General features: G+C 37.1%; 12 protein-coding genes and 1 pseudogene. All 13 read left to right on the top strand.

Translation table 11 applies throughout. The annotated features are described in order from the left end of the window. Positions 1-30: 30 nt before the first annotated feature. The 13 genes and pseudogenes from manA (at position 31) to EHR_RS01885 (ending at position 15,116) form a co-directional block, all read left to right on the top strand. Positions 31-990, top strand: coding sequence for a mannose-6-phosphate isomerase, class I (gene manA, locus EHR_RS01950; RefSeq protein WP_010738417.1), 960 nt, complete (start codon positions 31-33; stop codon positions 988-990). Positions 991-1,311: 321 nt separating this feature from the next. Beyond that, positions 1,312-2,220 (top strand): ribokinase, encoded by a 909-nt coding sequence (gene rbsK / locus EHR_RS01945; RefSeq protein ID WP_010738416.1) that lies wholly within the window; start codon positions 1,312-1,314, stop codon positions 2,218-2,220. A gap of 17 nt (positions 2,221-2,237) precedes the next feature. Continuing rightward, positions 2,238-2,633, top strand: coding sequence for a D-ribose pyranase (rbsD, locus tag EHR_RS01940; RefSeq protein WP_010720022.1), 396 nt, complete (start codon positions 2,238-2,240; stop codon positions 2,631-2,633). 23 nt (positions 2,634-2,656) lie between these two features. Next, complete coding sequence (gene rbsU, locus EHR_RS01935) at positions 2,657-3,538, top strand: ribose/proton symporter RbsU (RefSeq protein WP_010720021.1); 882 nt, start codon at positions 2,657-2,659, stop codon at positions 3,536-3,538. A gap of 122 nt (positions 3,539-3,660) precedes the next feature. After that, positions 3,661-3,921 (top strand): hypothetical protein, encoded by a 261-nt coding sequence (locus tag EHR_RS01930; RefSeq protein ID WP_010738415.1) that lies wholly within the window; start codon positions 3,661-3,663, stop codon positions 3,919-3,921. A gap of 339 nt (positions 3,922-4,260) precedes the next feature. Then, positions 4,261-4,461, top strand: a complete 201-nt coding sequence (locus EHR_RS01925) for a hypothetical protein (protein ID WP_010720019.1) — start codon at positions 4,261-4,263, stop codon at positions 4,459-4,461. A gap of 96 nt (positions 4,462-4,557) precedes the next feature. Then, positions 4,558-7,588: pseudogene (locus EHR_RS14740) on the top strand (SpaA isopeptide-forming pilin-related protein). A 76-nt stretch (positions 7,589-7,664) separates the two neighbouring features. Continuing rightward, complete coding sequence (locus EHR_RS01910; RefSeq protein WP_010738412.1) at positions 7,665-9,362, top strand: immunoglobulin-like domain-containing protein; 1,698 nt, start codon at positions 7,665-7,667, stop codon at positions 9,360-9,362. 1 nt (position 9,363) lies between these two features. Continuing rightward, entirely contained in the window at positions 9,364-9,567 is a 204-nt protein-coding gene (locus EHR_RS01905; RefSeq protein ID WP_010720016.1) for a hypothetical protein, read from the top strand. A 4-nt stretch (positions 9,568-9,571) separates the two neighbouring features. Next, the gene (locus EHR_RS01900) at positions 9,572-10,414 is read left to right on the top strand and encodes a VirB6/TrbL-like conjugal transfer protein, CD1112 family (RefSeq protein ID WP_010738411.1); all 843 of its coding nucleotides are present in this window, start codon (positions 9,572-9,574) and stop codon (positions 10,412-10,414) included. 33 nt (positions 10,415-10,447) lie between these two features. Further along, entirely contained in the window at positions 10,448-10,825 is a 378-nt protein-coding gene (locus EHR_RS01895) for a PrgI family protein (RefSeq protein WP_010720014.1), read from the top strand. 9 nt (positions 10,826-10,834) lie between these two features. Continuing rightward, positions 10,835-13,213 (top strand): VirB4-like conjugal transfer ATPase, CD1110 family, encoded by a 2,379-nt coding sequence (locus tag EHR_RS01890; protein WP_148282895.1) that lies wholly within the window; start codon positions 10,835-10,837, stop codon positions 13,211-13,213. Next, positions 13,206-15,116: a peptidoglycan amidohydrolase family protein gene (locus EHR_RS01885; RefSeq protein ID WP_010738409.1), complete on the top strand. Its 1,911-nt coding sequence runs from the start codon at positions 13,206-13,208 to the stop codon at positions 15,114-15,116. The genes EHR_RS01890 and EHR_RS01885 overlap by 8 nt, the downstream gene beginning before the upstream one ends. The last annotated feature ends 15 nt before the right edge of the window (positions 15,117-15,131 follow it).

The raw sequence follows: 15,131 nt of genomic DNA, 5'->3' as shown, positions 1-15,131 counted from the left end.
TAACTATGAACATTGAGAGGAGTTTGAACTATGCAAGAACCTATGTTTTTAAAACCAGTTTTTCAAGAAAAGATTTGGGGAGGCAGCCGTTTAAGATCAGTATTTGGATTTGATATACCTAATGATAAAATCGGTGAAGATTGGGCGATCAGCGCACATCCACATGGTGTAAGTGTCGTTGAAAACGGTGAATACCAAGGACAAAAATTAGACGAGTTATGGCAAAACCACAAGGAATTGTTTGGCAACCCAACTGAGCTTGTCTTTCCATTATTAATTAAAATCTTAGATGCAGAAGATGAATTATCAGTACAAGTCCATCCAGATGATGCTTATGGAATGAAGCACGAAGGTGAGTTAGGAAAAACAGAATGTTGGTATATCATTGATGCTGAACCTGGAGCAGAAATCATTTATGGCCATCATGCAAAAACAAGAGAAGAACTTGCTGAGATGATCCAAGAGGGTCGTTGGGATGACTTATTGAAAAAAGTCCCAGTTAAAAAAGGCGACTTTTTCTATGTCCCTAGTGGAACGATCCATGCAATTGGTAAAGGGATCATGATTTTAGAAACGCAACAAAGCTCGGACACGACTTATCGTGTATATGATTATGACCGTAAAGATGCAAATGGCAATACGCGTGAATTGCATATCCAACAATCAATTGATGTGACAACTGTTCCAGCTATTACGCCACAGATTCAAATGAAAGAAGTACGTAAAGGGAATTCTTCGATCGTTACGTATTTAGAGACCGAGTTTTTTAATGTTTATGAATGGGATATCAAAGGAATCACATCATTTAAAAAACAAGCACCTTATACATTAGCGACAGTAATCGATGGGGCAGGAGAGTTAGTTGTTAATGAAAAAATTTACCCATTAACTAAAGGGGCAAGTTTTATTTTACCAAATGATGTGACAGAATGGACGGTTCAAGGAGAGTTATCAATCATTGCCTCTGAACCAGGTAAAGCATCGAAATAAAGAATCAGTGATTTATTAGTTAACTTTGCAGATGGTTATTTTTTCTGATTAGTGTTGTGAAATAAAAAAACTGAGCCTTGTGTTGTGAATGTCTTAAGTTAGACCAAGATCTAACTGAAGCAAGTCAGCACAAGTGTTCAGCTTTTTTGTTTTAGAATGCTGGTAAAAATGAAGCTGCTGATTGCTAATAAAAAATTAGGAAAAATAGGTTCTTGAAATAGCTTTCAATCTGTGGTATATTTTCGGTGTAGAGTTAAAACGTTTTAATTATTGATGAATGGCGTTTGATTCAATTAATATGTAATATGGAGTGATGAAGGAATGAACACTGTAACAGTTATCGGTAGCATTAATTTAGATCGGACCATCCGAGTCAAACATATGCCTAAGCCAGGAGAAACGATCCACACGAAAGAAACATTTTCAGCTGGCGGAGGAAAAGGAGCAAACCAAGCAGTTGCTGCAAGACGTTCAGAAGCTACTACTCATTTTATTGGAGCGATTGGTACCGATGAAGCTGGCAAAACAATGGCTGAGCTTTTAGAACAAGAAGAAATCAATTTACAAGGTGTAGCAACTCTTGAAAACCAAGCGACTGGTCAAGCTTACATCATTGTTGATGATGCTGGGGAAAATAGTATTATGATCCATGCCGGAGCGAACAATGCGTTTACACCAGAACAAGTTAGACAAAACAAAGCGATCATCGAAAAAAGTGATTTTATCATTGCACAGTTTGAAAGCGCTGTAGAAAGTACGATTGAAGCTTTTAACCTAGCAAAAGAGGTTGGAGTAAAAACAATTTTGAATCCTGCCCCAGCATTAGAAAATGTGCCTGAAGAGTTATTGAAAGTAACAGATATGATTATTCCTAATGAAACAGAAACAGAAATTTTAACAGGGATTTCGATTACGGACGAAGAAAGCTTAAAACAGGCTGCAGCTCACTTACATCAATTAGGAATCGAAGTTGTAATTATCACGATCGGAAGTAAAGGCGCATTTTACTCGATTAAAAACAGCAAAAATGGGATCGTGCCAGCGTTCAAAGTGAATGCAGTCGATACGACAGCTGCAGGTGATACATTCATTGGTGCGATGAGTAGCATGTTAGCAACTGATTTTAGTAATTTAGAGGAAGCAATTACCTATGGAAATAAAGCTTCTTCTTTGACTGTTCAACGTTTTGGCGCACAACCTTCTATTCCATATAAACAAGAATTGAATTAAGAAAGGACGTTTTTATTATGAAAAAATCAAAAGTAATCAATTCAGATATCTCTCGTGTAATCGCACAAATGGGACATTTTGACACATTAAGTATCGGTGATGCAGGTATGCCCGTGCCGATGACAACTGAAAAAATCGATTTGGCTGTGGATAATGGTATTCCAAGCTTTATGGAAGTCTTGAACAATGTGCTTGAAGAGTTAGAAGTTCAACGTATTTATTTAGCTGAAGAAATCAAGTCAGAAAACCCTAAAGTATTATCGGAAATTCAACAACGGCTACCTGAAACACCTATTACTTTTATCCCTCATAGTAAAATGAAAGCTGATTTGAATCAGTGTCATGCGTTTATTCGCACAGGGGAAATGACACCTTATGCTAATATTATTTTAGAAAGCGGCGTCGTTTTTTAAAAAAGAAGGAGGAATAGTCTACCATGAATACTACCGCGCTTTTAATTGGCTTAGGCCCACTACTTGGTTGGGGGTTATATCCTACGATCGCATCTAAGATCGGGGGACGTCCGGTCAATCAAATTTTAGGTTCAACATTAGGAACATTGATTTTTGCAATTGTTTTTGCTTTATATAAAGGAATGGAGTTACCAACAGGATCTGACCTGACTTTTTCAATCTTATCTGGTGTTGGTTGGGCAATCGCCCAAATCATTACATTCCAATCCTTTACCTTGATTGGTTCTTCTCGTGCAATGCCTATTACTACTGCTTTTCAATTATTAGGGGCTTCATTGTGGGGCGTGTTTGCTTTAGGAAATTGGCCAGGCGCTACTGCGAAAGTCTTGGGTGCCTTTGCTTTAGTTTTGATTATTTTAGGTGCTTGGATGACTGTTTGGACTGAAAAGAAAAATACAGAAGGCAGTAACTTATTGAAAAAAGCGGTCCTTTTGTTAGCAGTAGGTGAAATCGGCTACTGGGCTTATTCCGCAGCTCCTCAAGCAACTTCAATTGATGGAATGCATGCCTTTTTACCTCAAGCAATTGGTATGGTAATCGTTGCTGTTGTTTATTCAGCTGTTTTAAGTTTTAAAGAAAAATCAGCGTTTGTCGAAGTGGTCTCTTATAAACATATTTTTTCAGGATTTTTCTTTGCCTTCGCTGCTTTAACTTATTTAATTTCAGCTCAACCAGATATGAATGGGTTAGCAACAGGGTTTATTCTTTCTCAAACATCCGTAGTATTAGCGACACTGACTGGTATTTGGTTCCTAGGACAAAAGAAAACCAAGAAAGAAATGACTGTTACAGTTATTGGACTAGTCTTGATTTTAGCTGCTGCTACGATCACTGTAATGATCTAACTCTTCCCCAAAACAAAATAAGCTGAACTGAAAGACATTGATTGACTTAAGTTGATCAATGTCTTTTATTTTTTTGGAAGAATCGCAAATAAATCGTAATTATAGAGTGAGGAGGGATTTACGTGTTACGAATCTGTTCAAAAAAAGCAATTCGAAGTAAAGCACTAACGATTCGATTATTTGATGGTTCTACGTGGGCTAATTTAGGGAATGGACAGTTTATCAATCAAGAGACAAAAAAAGAATTACCTGACTACAAGATTTATCCACAAATAAAAACAGCCGTTTCTTCTGGCGGTCTTATCTTTGCTAAACGAAGGAACACAAAACAAAACTTACAGTACGTGGAACGACCAATGAAAGTAAAAGCTTGGCAAGTTTAGTCGTTGCAAAAAAACATATTTGTTCGTTGAAAACGTTATATGTGAGCATCATTACTGGTTAGCAATCTAACTGATAACGATGATTTGCTGTCAATCTTTATCGATGCTCAACTAAATGACAGTCCTGTTAGTGTTGGCATGCTAACAGCAAAAGTATGACTAGAATCTCTCACGGAGGACGGAACCGATAACTGTGATTAATGGTTTGAAGAAAAATTTCTTACGTAATGTTTTTTCCGAGGACCGTGAGGATATGGGTTGGCTTTTTCCTAAAAAAGTCAGGTTTCCATTTATCCTAAAAATGGTGTGGCCTTAAAATTTTTAAGGAGTGACAACTTGATGACAGAACTCCAGCGATTATTAACTTTTATGCGTAGTAGTAAAAGAAAACAGATTACTTTGCGTGAATATGAACAACTTGTTCATCAAGATGGATGGACAAATGGAGACAAAGCAAAATTGATCAATCAGATACAAAAAAGTGGCGTTTTAAGGTATGACCGCACTAAAAATGAATATGTGATTCGCTTGATTCAGTAGCGAATATTTTGATTTTTAGTGTCAGTAGTAATTCTATGTTTATGAGAGAACTTTTGTAGATAAGCAGGTTTATTATCAAAAAACAGGAGAATTTCGATGAAAAAATACCAGTTAATTGTACGCATATTTTTGATCATTCATTTATTATCCGTTTCGTTTTGCCGACCACTTGTTGTTTTAGCAGGAAATTTAGAAAATACAGATCAAGACGATCGTAAGATAAGTTTTCTTCAAGAGAATCAGTTGATTCAAACTGAAGACGGCAAATTATATACGACAACTCTTTCGAATTACATCACTCACTCGATTCATGCTGCTTTAGGAGAAACTCAAACCCACCAACGAAACAATCAAACGATTTATGTTGACCCCAATGCTCATATCTCCAATATTGATATTCGCTTATCGAACGGTGTACGTGAATATGGCTGGTACGGTAAACGGATCAACAATGAAATTGCCTTGTGCATAGAACCAGGTGCTGCACTTAATCTTGGAAATAACTCTGGCTATACAGTCGCTGAGCGAAATACTGAACAGATGAAAAAAATTTCTTTGATTAAGTATTACGGGCTGATGGTTTCGGGCCACACGTTGAAAAAAGAATTGATGACTCAAATTTTGGCATGGGAACAACAAGGGATTACACCGTTGAGTATTTCAGGGGTATTTTCGATGACGGACTATCAAACCTTTAAATCTGCTGTCATGAAAAATGTCAATTATTTCTATACATCACCTTCTTTTGACAAACAAACGATAAACTTAAAAGTTGGAGAAAGTATCACCTTAACTGACACGACCCATGCCTTTAGTAATTATCAGTCATTACCATCTTTCGTCTCACAAGGACTAAGTATTTCTAAAAAAGGAAATCAATTAACGATTCTTGCCAACAAAAATGCAGAAGCGACTAGTCGAGTTGAATTTGACTATGATATTGCCTCTACTTTTCAAGGTGTTCCGCTAATTTATCAACACCCATATACCCAAAATATGATGGTTGGCAGATTAAATGAACGTAAAAAAATTTCTTTAACCATAACTGTTTTAAAAAACGGCAATGCCCGTGTACGCAAAGTAGATGAAACGACCAAGCAACCATTGGCAGGTGCCGTTTTTCGTTTTACTACGTCTGATGGAAAAACCAAAGAAATCACTACAGGTTCTGATGGCTATGCTACCTGGAATGATTTGTTAGTCGACACAAAAGTCACGATACAAGAAATCAAAGCACCGAATGGCTATGTCCTCAATGCCACACCTCAGACAGTGACCATCAAAGCCAATGAGACCACCACGATCAGTTTAGATAATAAAGAGCAACTAGCAAATCTCAAAGTGATCAAAGAAGATGAAGAAACAGGCAGTAAACCACAAGGGGCTTCTCAATTGGTAGGAGCTGTTTACGAATTAACCGATAAGAATGGGACTTCTATTAGTAAACTAACGATGCAAGATGTCAATGGCATAGCACAAGCAGAGGTGAAAGGATTAAAGTTAGGAACCTATTATCTCCAAGAAATCGAACCGCCAGAAGGCTACAATTTGGATGATACAAAACATACCGTTAACCTCACGTATGCTGGACAAAATGAAACCGTAGCGCTTCACAGTAAAACGGTGACTGATCGAGTCATCAAAGGAAATGTAGAAGGCTATAAGTTTGGTTCACGCCCCTTGATTCCTCAAACCGTTTTTGAAGTAATTGCCAGACTGGCGAAAGAGCAACAGGGGGTAAAGCCACCTTTAGAAGGCGTTGAACTGACAGCTACTTCCCACACCACTGGACAAGAATATGTCCAAGTCACTGGTAAGAACGGGTATTTCAAGTTTGAGAATCTACCTTATGACACTTATACCATTGAAGAAACCCAAGGTGTGGATGGCTATTTATTGATCGAACCATTTGAAGTGACGATCACGGAAGACGGTTATACCCATTTCTTTTTATTGGAAGATAAAGTGATTGAATCTCGATTGCATATCATCAAAGTGGATGAAGAAACAGGCGAGAACATACCTTACGCAGGCGCTCAGTTCAAAATTTTTGATACTTAGGCAAATGAAGGAGAAGGCGAATTTGTTTCGATGGTGCGACCAAATGACACGGAACAGACCGAGATTTTTGAAACTAATGACAAAGGCGAAATCATTACCACAGAAAGTTTGCCTTGGGGTGTGGATCGCTATGAACTCCATGAGATCAAAGCACCAGAAGGATATGTACCACTAGAAGAACCACTCATTTTTAGTGTCACAGAAGAGAATGCGGATGCCTTGATTCGTTTAGAAATTCCGAATCGCTTAGCTCGACAAGATATCCAATTGATCAAACGAGATCGGTTGAATGAACAACCATTAGAAAATGTCCCATTTCATTTATACAACATAGCAACGGATGAAAATGGAGAATTGACTGAAACCTTAATTGAAAAATATTTGACTGATAAAGAAGGGAAAATCAATGTAGAGGCACTACCTTATGGCAACTATAAATTTGTTGAAGTGGAACCTTTGGCAGGCTATTTACTATTAGAAGAACCAATGGATTTTTCTGTCACGGTTGAAAAGGATGGCGAACTACTTGTTCTTGAAGCCTACAATGAACGGGAACCATTAGAGTTGACCTCTTTATTTACCGATATTGCTGGCGAAAAAACACTTGACCCAACAGTAGATAATCAGTTGAAAGATGTGGTGTGGGTCAAAGGCGAGGCAATCGAAATCGGACACACTTATACTGTTTTTACGCAATATAAGAATACGAAAACAGGAGAAGTGGTCAGTGAAGCGACATCAACTTACACTCCAAAGAACAAAGAAGATACATTTGAAGTATTTCTTGAGTTGAAGGCAAATATCCTCAAAGATAGCGATCAATTAACAGCGACCCACGTCTTATATTACGAAGAAGAGCAAAAAAATGAAGTAGGACGTGAGGATGATTTAAGGAACAAAGATCAGACAATTACATTAAAAAAGAAAATTATTATTAAAGCAAAGCATATTGCCAAAAACGAATGAACGACGTTCGCTGGAGATGGTTCTTCTTGGATTGAGCTTGATTATTATCGTTAGCAGTTATCTTTATCTTCAAAAAAAGCAGAAACATGTAAAGTTGTGAAAAAATTGATTTCGCTTATTTTTACTAAAAGTATGATCAAAGTGTTTAGAAGATAAAAGAAAGGATGGTCTAAAGAATGGTGAAACGTTCAATCGTTGTAGATCAGTTATCGAAAAAGAATCTAGGCAGGATAAAATATGGACTTTTGTTCCTTTTTATCAGTGGAAGTATCACAGGAATTACTAGCATCTACCTAAGTCACAATCAGGAAAAAACAGTAGCAAGTAAACAAAAACAAGTAGCAAATATCATTGATACAAAAAACTTAGAAAAAGAAGAAATACCCACTCATTATTTTCTTGAAGAGGATCATGATCCGGCAATCGCAGTCATGGAACAATTTGACTATTTTAGTTCTAAAACTGAGGGAACGGAATTGCCACTTCAACAACTAGAGCATGAGGTAGCGCAATTAGTCGTTGCCTTTGCTAAAGAAAAAAAGAAAACAGAAGTCACAACTTTAGAAACTTCAAAAGAAAGAGCGGATAGTAAACAAGCCCCAGTCTATGAGGCCCCTCCAGTTTCTATTGAAAAAGAAAAGAATCGTGAGAGTGACCAAACGACTTGGCAGAAACCACAAATTTCACTAGCATCCACTTACATGGTCATTGAGCAATATAGTAAATTTGAACCAGCAGACTATTTTGAGATTCTCATGGGTAACGACGCTCTTCCCACAGTCAAACATAATTTTATTGACACGTCGAAGCTGGGCGAGCAAAAATTTACGATCCGTGTCACCGACTCGGCAGGAATGTTTACAGATGCCACCATCTACTTTTTTGTTAATAGCTTACCGAAAATCAACTTGAAGCAGACGACAATGTACCAGCAGATCGGTGTACCAGTTGATTTGTTAGCAGGAGTATCCGCAATGGACCAAGAAGATGAGGATTTAACCGCAAAGATTGAAGTCGAAACAAATCTAGATATCAACAAAGAAGGAAGCTATGAGGTGCTTTATTCTGTCAATGATCGACATGGGGCTCAAGCGAAAACGAAAGCGTTTATCAAAATTGAAAATGATGCACCGGTAATCCATATACCCGAATGGATTGACCATCAGATAAATCAAGAGTTGAATATTTTCGACTATGTGAAAGCTTGGGATAGGGAAGACGGAGATATCTCATTAACTAAAACCAATATCTTAGAAACTAATTTTGATTCCAATAAAGAAGGAAAATATTTCTTTAGGATTGGCAATGTGCAAGATCGATATGGAAAATATGCAGAGGAGAGGCGACTTCTCGTACAAGTAACGAATGAAGCCCCTAAAATCATCCAGGCGGATCTTCAAGTCAATGTTTTCTCTGCTTTGAAGAAAGAAGATTATTTTGCACAACTGGTTGTTTCAGATCGAGAAGATCCGTTAGAACGATTAAATATTGAAATAGATGAAGCAGCATGGAATCGGATCGATACATCTAAATTAAGAAAATATTTGCTTCCTCTTAAAGTCACTGATACAAATGGCAAAACAACCAGTGGTTATGGGAAAATCACGGTCATCAATGAACCACCACGATTTATAGGCATAGCCGATAAGGTGCTAGCTATTGGAGAGGCATTTGATCCGCTAGCAGGAATTGAGGTTTACGACAAAGAAGAAACATTATCTTTAACAGATGTCGAAGTGACTGAAAACGTCGATGTCAACAAACCAGGAACTTACACTGTCAGTTTGAGTATCAGTGATTCTTTTGAGCGGGTACATGCTAGTTACCAAGTAACCATTATGAATCAACAAGCGATAGAAAAGGAGAAAGAATAATATGGACTATTTTGAGCAAGCGATGTCGTTGTTTTCAAAAGGAGTACTTGCTTCTGGCAGTCTGCTCACTGTATGGGGGATTATTCAACTCGGCGCGGCTATCAAAGAACATAATGGTCCCGGAATGCAAAATGCTCTTTTTCAGATCGTTGGTGGGGCTGTTATCGTTGCAGCTGGCGCTTGGGTAGCAACTATTTCAATCTAAGGAAGTGGCTAAGCTGGACGGTGCAATCAAATTTTTACTGCAAACAATTGCTGATCAATTAAATTTTTCAAACGACCCTAAAAATATGCTACTACAAAATCTAGAAACCTATCTACCTGATATCTATCAATACAGTGAGTTAATTATGAATGGAGTAATCAAACCAATTGCTTATTCTGTACTAGGCTTTTTACTATTGCTGGAGTTTCAACAAATGGCACAAAAGATTTATGGAAATTATTCCGGTTTTGGTGGCATGGAGTTGTTCCTCCCGCTCTTTCTTAAATTAGGAGTAAGCCTGTTGATCATGCGCCATTTAACAATATTTATCCATATGATCGTTGAAATTAGTACAACAATCAGTAATGGTATCAGTCAAATTGGGATTCGAGAAGGTGGAAGTAAGGCTGTTGATGTTCTTTCATTGATTGAGGGAATCTACCATTGGGGCTTTTTTGAAAAACTTACGTTGTTAATTATTTTGTTGATCCCGTTGATTTTCTCCGTACTAACAAGTGTGCTAACAAAACTGGTTATTTTCATGCGTTTTTTTGAAATTTATTTGTATTTTAGCATTTCTCCATTACCTCTTGTGACGTTTCTTAATGAAGAAGTTAGTTCGATTGGTAAAAATTTTTTGAAATTAGTTTGTGCTTCCTCCCTGCAAGGGATCCTCTTATTTATTATATTAAGTTTTTATCCACTGCTCGTACATTCTGTGTTTTCAATTGATGAAAAACAGGGAATGATTGCAGTGATCAGTGGGATATCAGGGAATTGTCTAACATTATGTGCTAGTTTATTTTATACCAATAAATGGGCAAAAATCATTCTTGCAACTGCCTAGAGAATCATTTTTAACTGGAGGGAAATAAAATCGATGATTGAAGTACCAATTCGAAAAGAAATTTTAACCTACCAAGAAAAATTGTTTTTTGGCGTTTCGTTAAGACAATTTATCTCTGCTGTTGTAACGTTGCTTTTGATCGTTCCTCTGGGCATTTTAAATTATGTCAGTTGGAAGTATCCGATTGATGATATCGGGATCGTTTTTATGGTACTCAGTGCCCCTATCTTGTCAGTGGGCTGGCTGACACCTAATCACTTACCTTTAGAAAAGTATGTGCAGATTCGATGGAATTATTTTCAATTGGCGAATTATTATACTTATCCTATTGTAGAGGAGTTGTATTCAAATGCCATGGTGGGTCAAAGGAGTAAGCGTGCCGAAAGAAAACAAGTTGAGTACGGAAACTAATAATAAAAAATTTATTCGTTTGATGCAAAAACAAAAGAAAAAAGAGGGCAATATCAAAAAAAGTTAGCGCCAAAGCGTAATGTCCAAGATTTGTTGCGTTATGAAAAAATGTTTGAAAGTGGCATTTGTGAAATTGTACCTAATTATTATTCCAAAAGTGTTCGATTTTCAGATGTGAATTATCAAATTGCTCAACAAGATGAACAATTGCTGATATTCCAAAGGTACGGTGAACTATTGAACAGTCTTGATGATACGATCCATCTAACAATCACGATCTTAAAAAAAAGAGTTGAGCTTGATGAGATGACGGATAAGCTTTTTTATGAGAGTAAAGGCGATCAACATGATAGCTATCGTGAAGAAGTCAATCAGATGCTTCTTCAAAAAATCAATGAAGGGGAGAATCGTTTTACAAAAGAAAACTATTTGACTTTCAGTACTCCAGCCAATCACTTAGAGCAGGCAAAACAATTATTGGGACGAATCGAAAAGAATTTAATCGGAAATTTGGAAGAAATTGGCTCAACGGTTGACCCATTAGACGGTTTAAAGCGTCTAAAATTGGTCAATCAGTTGTTGAAATCATCGGAACACTTTCAATTTAACTATTCCGATTTAGTCTTTAATCATCTTTCAACAAAAGCTGTGATTGCTCCTTCCAGTTTTAATTTTAAAAAGAAAAACTATTTTGAAATCAATGAGGAATATGCCCAGATTCTTTACCTAAAAGACTATCCAGCTAGATTGTCAGATAAACTCATGGCAGAATTGATGGAAATACCCGAAGAAATCACGTTATCGATCCACATTGATCCAGTCGGGGCTGAGCAAGCCAATCATCTGGTTCAAATAAAAAAAGCCTATATGGAAGGAGACAAAGTCGCTGCTCAAAGAAAAGCAACTCAAAAAGGCTACGATCCTTATACAAGTATTCCATATGAATTAACCAATAGTATCAATGAAGCTAATTTATTATTAGATGATTTGTTAAAAGAAGGACAGAATTTATTTTTCGTTTCGGTTTTTGTCTATTTCAGAACAAACACAAAAGAAAAATTGACTGATATAGCCGAACGAGTTTTGAGTATTGCCAGAAAAAATGGTTGTGGCTTTCATTATTTGGATTATCTACAACTAGAAGGGATGAACTCCGTCCTTCCATTTGGAAAAAATTGGATAACAACCCGCCGAACATTGACTACAGCAAGTGCAGCTATTTTTATTCCATTTACTGCGCAAGAACTTGACCACGAGGAGGGTAAATACTATGGAATGAATGAGCTAACGAAAAATGTAGTTCGGATCAATCGGAAACGGTTGAATACCCCAAGTGGAATGATTTTAGGTAGTTCAGGCTCAGGAAAAGGGGTAGCCAAAAAATATGAAGAAATTACTACACTACTAAAAAATCCAACAGACGAAATCATCTCGATTGATCCTGAAGATGAAGATACATTAATTGGGCAAACTTTTGATGCGCAAATTGTTAAAATTGCACCAAATACCGATACATTTATCAATCTATTGGATATCACAGATGATTTAAGTGGGGAGGTTGATCCAGTAAAATTAAAATCCGACTTTTTGTTAACAGCATTTGAAGCTTTGATCGGTGGACAATCGGGTTTGAATTCCGCACAACGTTCCATCATTGATCGTGTGACTCGCTTGACTTATTTTAACTATTTTCATTCTCAGGACAAGCAAATGCCAACATTAGCGAAGGAATGGTTTACGTTGCTCAAAGAACAGCCGGAAAAAGAAGCGCAGGCACTAGTATTAGACTTAGAATTATATATTGAAGGTTCTTTAGCGATTTTTTCCCATACGACAAATATTGAGTTAAATAAGCGTTTTATCATCTACAACACCAAAGAGTTAGGAAGTCAGTTAAAAACATTTGGGATGATGGTGGTTTTAGAGCAAGTATGGAATCGGGTGGTACGTAATCGGGATCGAGGGATCACTACGTGGATTTACATTGATGAAATGCAGTTGATGCTAAATGATCCTTACTGTGAAAATTATTTTTTTGAATTATGGAGTCGTATCCGAAAGTGGGGAGCAATTCCTACAGGGATCACGCAAAATGTGGAGACGTTACTGCTTTCAGATAAAGCACGGAGGATGCTAAGCAACACTGAATTTATCATTATGCTAAAACAGGCTAAAAGTGATCTGGACGAACTTTCTACTCTTTTTCGTCTTTCTACTCAACAACAAAAACACTTGATCCATCCGCCAAAAGGTGCAGGGTTGATACGTGCAGGTCATGCAATCGTGCCTTTTTCTAATACCGTTGATTCAACCACAAGATTATATGAATTAATCACGACTGATCCCGAGGAACGGATAAAAAGAAAACAGGAACAATCCGATGAATAAATCTAATTGGAACAAACGAGACAACGAGTATCGGAAAATTTTTCTATCAAGTAGCTTGAATCAATCGATAAAACGGAGCGTTACAAATAAAATGTTAGTTCCCTTCAGAAAAAAGCGTCGTAAGTTCTTAGCTGTTCAGCCCAATAAATGGCATTTTTTTAGATCACTCATGGTTCTTAGTTGTGTATTACTATTCTTACTGACGATAGGGATAACCAGTGTCATTTATTCGAGTGTACCCAATATCAATGAATTTGAATTAACAAATATTTGGACGTACATGACTCATTTGGATGTTGAAAAAAATCGAGTGCTTCGTCAGCAGCATAACATTATTAAAATCAACGGACAGATAGGGATGACACAAGACATGAATTTGATTTCTAATATTGATGAATTATTGTCTTATTTGGGTATTTGTTATGAGAATGTGGAACTCGAAAATCCAGTAATCAAAGCGAAAATCCATGAGATCCATGATAACTTATGGTCCCTTCATGCAAAAGGGAACGAAGCAACATTAACAACAAAATATTTTACTCAGATTATTGAATGGACAGAAGAATTGAAAGAACGATTGAATGTTGGTTCAACGATTGGTCGTTATCGTCAATTGATGGAACTACAATCGCCATTTAAGGAAGATCATCGATTAATGGTCAATCAAAGATATGGTTACTTTCTCGATGGCCAAGAAAAAAAGCTATTTCAGGGAATCCAATTACAAGCTGAGAAAAATATAGAATTATATGCTCCGATGGCTGGGAAAACGACTGTGACTGATCAGTCAATCGTGATCCAATTCAATAATCGACAGCTTGTCTTAAAGAATGTTTCACCATTAGTCAATCATGACCAAGAAGTCGTTTCGGGAGAATTGATTGGAACTGTAGCGAAAGAAAATGAAGTAACCATTGAATATTCCAAAAATGGACAATCAGTAAATCCAAGTTTTTATTTTGAAGAAGTAGCATATTCGGAAACATTCCAATTAGACTCTGGTAATCAAAACACGTCATTTGATGAATGGACATTTCGGCAATTAATTCTGCTTAAGTGTCATGCGTTTAGCGATCGAGCAGATAAAATTTTACAAGAAGCAAAAAGAAACGGCATCTCACCGGTGATCTTAGCGGCGATCATGATTCATGAAAGTGCCTGGGGAACTAGTAAAGGAATCTTAGAAAAAAATAACCCAGCTGGTCTAATGAATGATCAAGGTTTAATTTCATATCGTACGTTAGACGAAGGAATCGAAGCAACTGGTCGAACACTTAAAAAGCTGATTATTGACCAGCAACGAGTAACTGTCGAACAATTAGGAGCGGTCTATTGTCCGATTGATGCGACAAATGATCCCATGGGGCTCAATCGTTATTGGGTGCCTGCGATCAAACAATTAATGGTGCAATTGGGTGGAAAGCAAGAGATGGGATTGCTGTGGGAGCGATTCTCTGACTTTCATGAGGCTCTTTTAGCTAAAGCACAAAGTCTTCATCAAAAAGGTGTGTATTATTCTCAGGGAAACCAAAGAGGCGTATTTCCTTATCACGATTGCTCGTCTTACGTAATTTGGGTGTTGAATGAAATGGGACTAAATGTACCGTTGGGAAATACAGAAACACTTTATGGTTTGGAAGGACAACTTCTCTATCCGATCAACTATTCCGAAGTACAAGCAGGTGACTTATTTATTTGGGGAGAAAAAGGTAATTCGTCGGGCGATTTTGGGCATACAGGATTCTTTTTAGATGCTGGTGGAAAAACGATTATTCACTGTACACCCGCTACGAAAAAAGGATTTAGTCAAAATGGTGATGTCGTCATTACTCCATTTGCAGGGTATTATGGTGATCCACAACTGGCACCAGTTTACTTTTATCGAATCGTAGGGAGCGGGTAAAAATCAGAAATAAAC

Source organism: Enterococcus hirae ATCC 9790 (assembly GCF_000271405.2).
In the GTDB taxonomy this organism is placed as follows: domain Bacteria; phylum Bacillota; class Bacilli; order Lactobacillales; family Enterococcaceae; genus Enterococcus_B; species Enterococcus_B hirae.
Note: the sequence above shows the minus strand (reverse complement) of the source record. Positions and strands in the feature narration are given on the sequence as shown.

Bases quoted from the DNA above. Each gene is read 5' to 3' on its own strand.
- manA (WP_010738417.1), top strand. From the start codon at position 31: ATGCAAGAACCTATGTTTTTAAAACCAGTTTTTCAAGAAAAGATTTGG.
- rbsK (WP_010738416.1), top strand. From the start codon at position 1,312: ATGAACACTGTAACAGTTATCGGTAGCATTAATTTAGATCGGACCATC.
- rbsD (WP_010720022.1), top strand. From the start codon at position 2,238: ATGAAAAAATCAAAAGTAATCAATTCAGATATCTCTCGTGTAATCGCA.
- rbsU (WP_010720021.1), top strand. From the start codon at position 2,657: ATGAATACTACCGCGCTTTTAATTGGCTTAGGCCCACTACTTGGTTGG.
- EHR_RS01925 (WP_010720019.1), top strand. From the start codon at position 4,261: ATGACAGAACTCCAGCGATTATTAACTTTTATGCGTAGTAGTAAAAGA.
- EHR_RS01910 (WP_010738412.1), top strand. From the start codon at position 7,665: ATGGTGAAACGTTCAATCGTTGTAGATCAGTTATCGAAAAAGAATCTA.
- EHR_RS01905 (WP_010720016.1), top strand. From the start codon at position 9,364: ATGGACTATTTTGAGCAAGCGATGTCGTTGTTTTCAAAAGGAGTACTT.
- EHR_RS01895 (WP_010720014.1), top strand. From the start codon at position 10,448: ATGATTGAAGTACCAATTCGAAAAGAAATTTTAACCTACCAAGAAAAA.
- EHR_RS01885 (WP_010738409.1), top strand. From the start codon at position 13,206: ATGAATAAATCTAATTGGAACAAACGAGACAACGAGTATCGGAAAATT.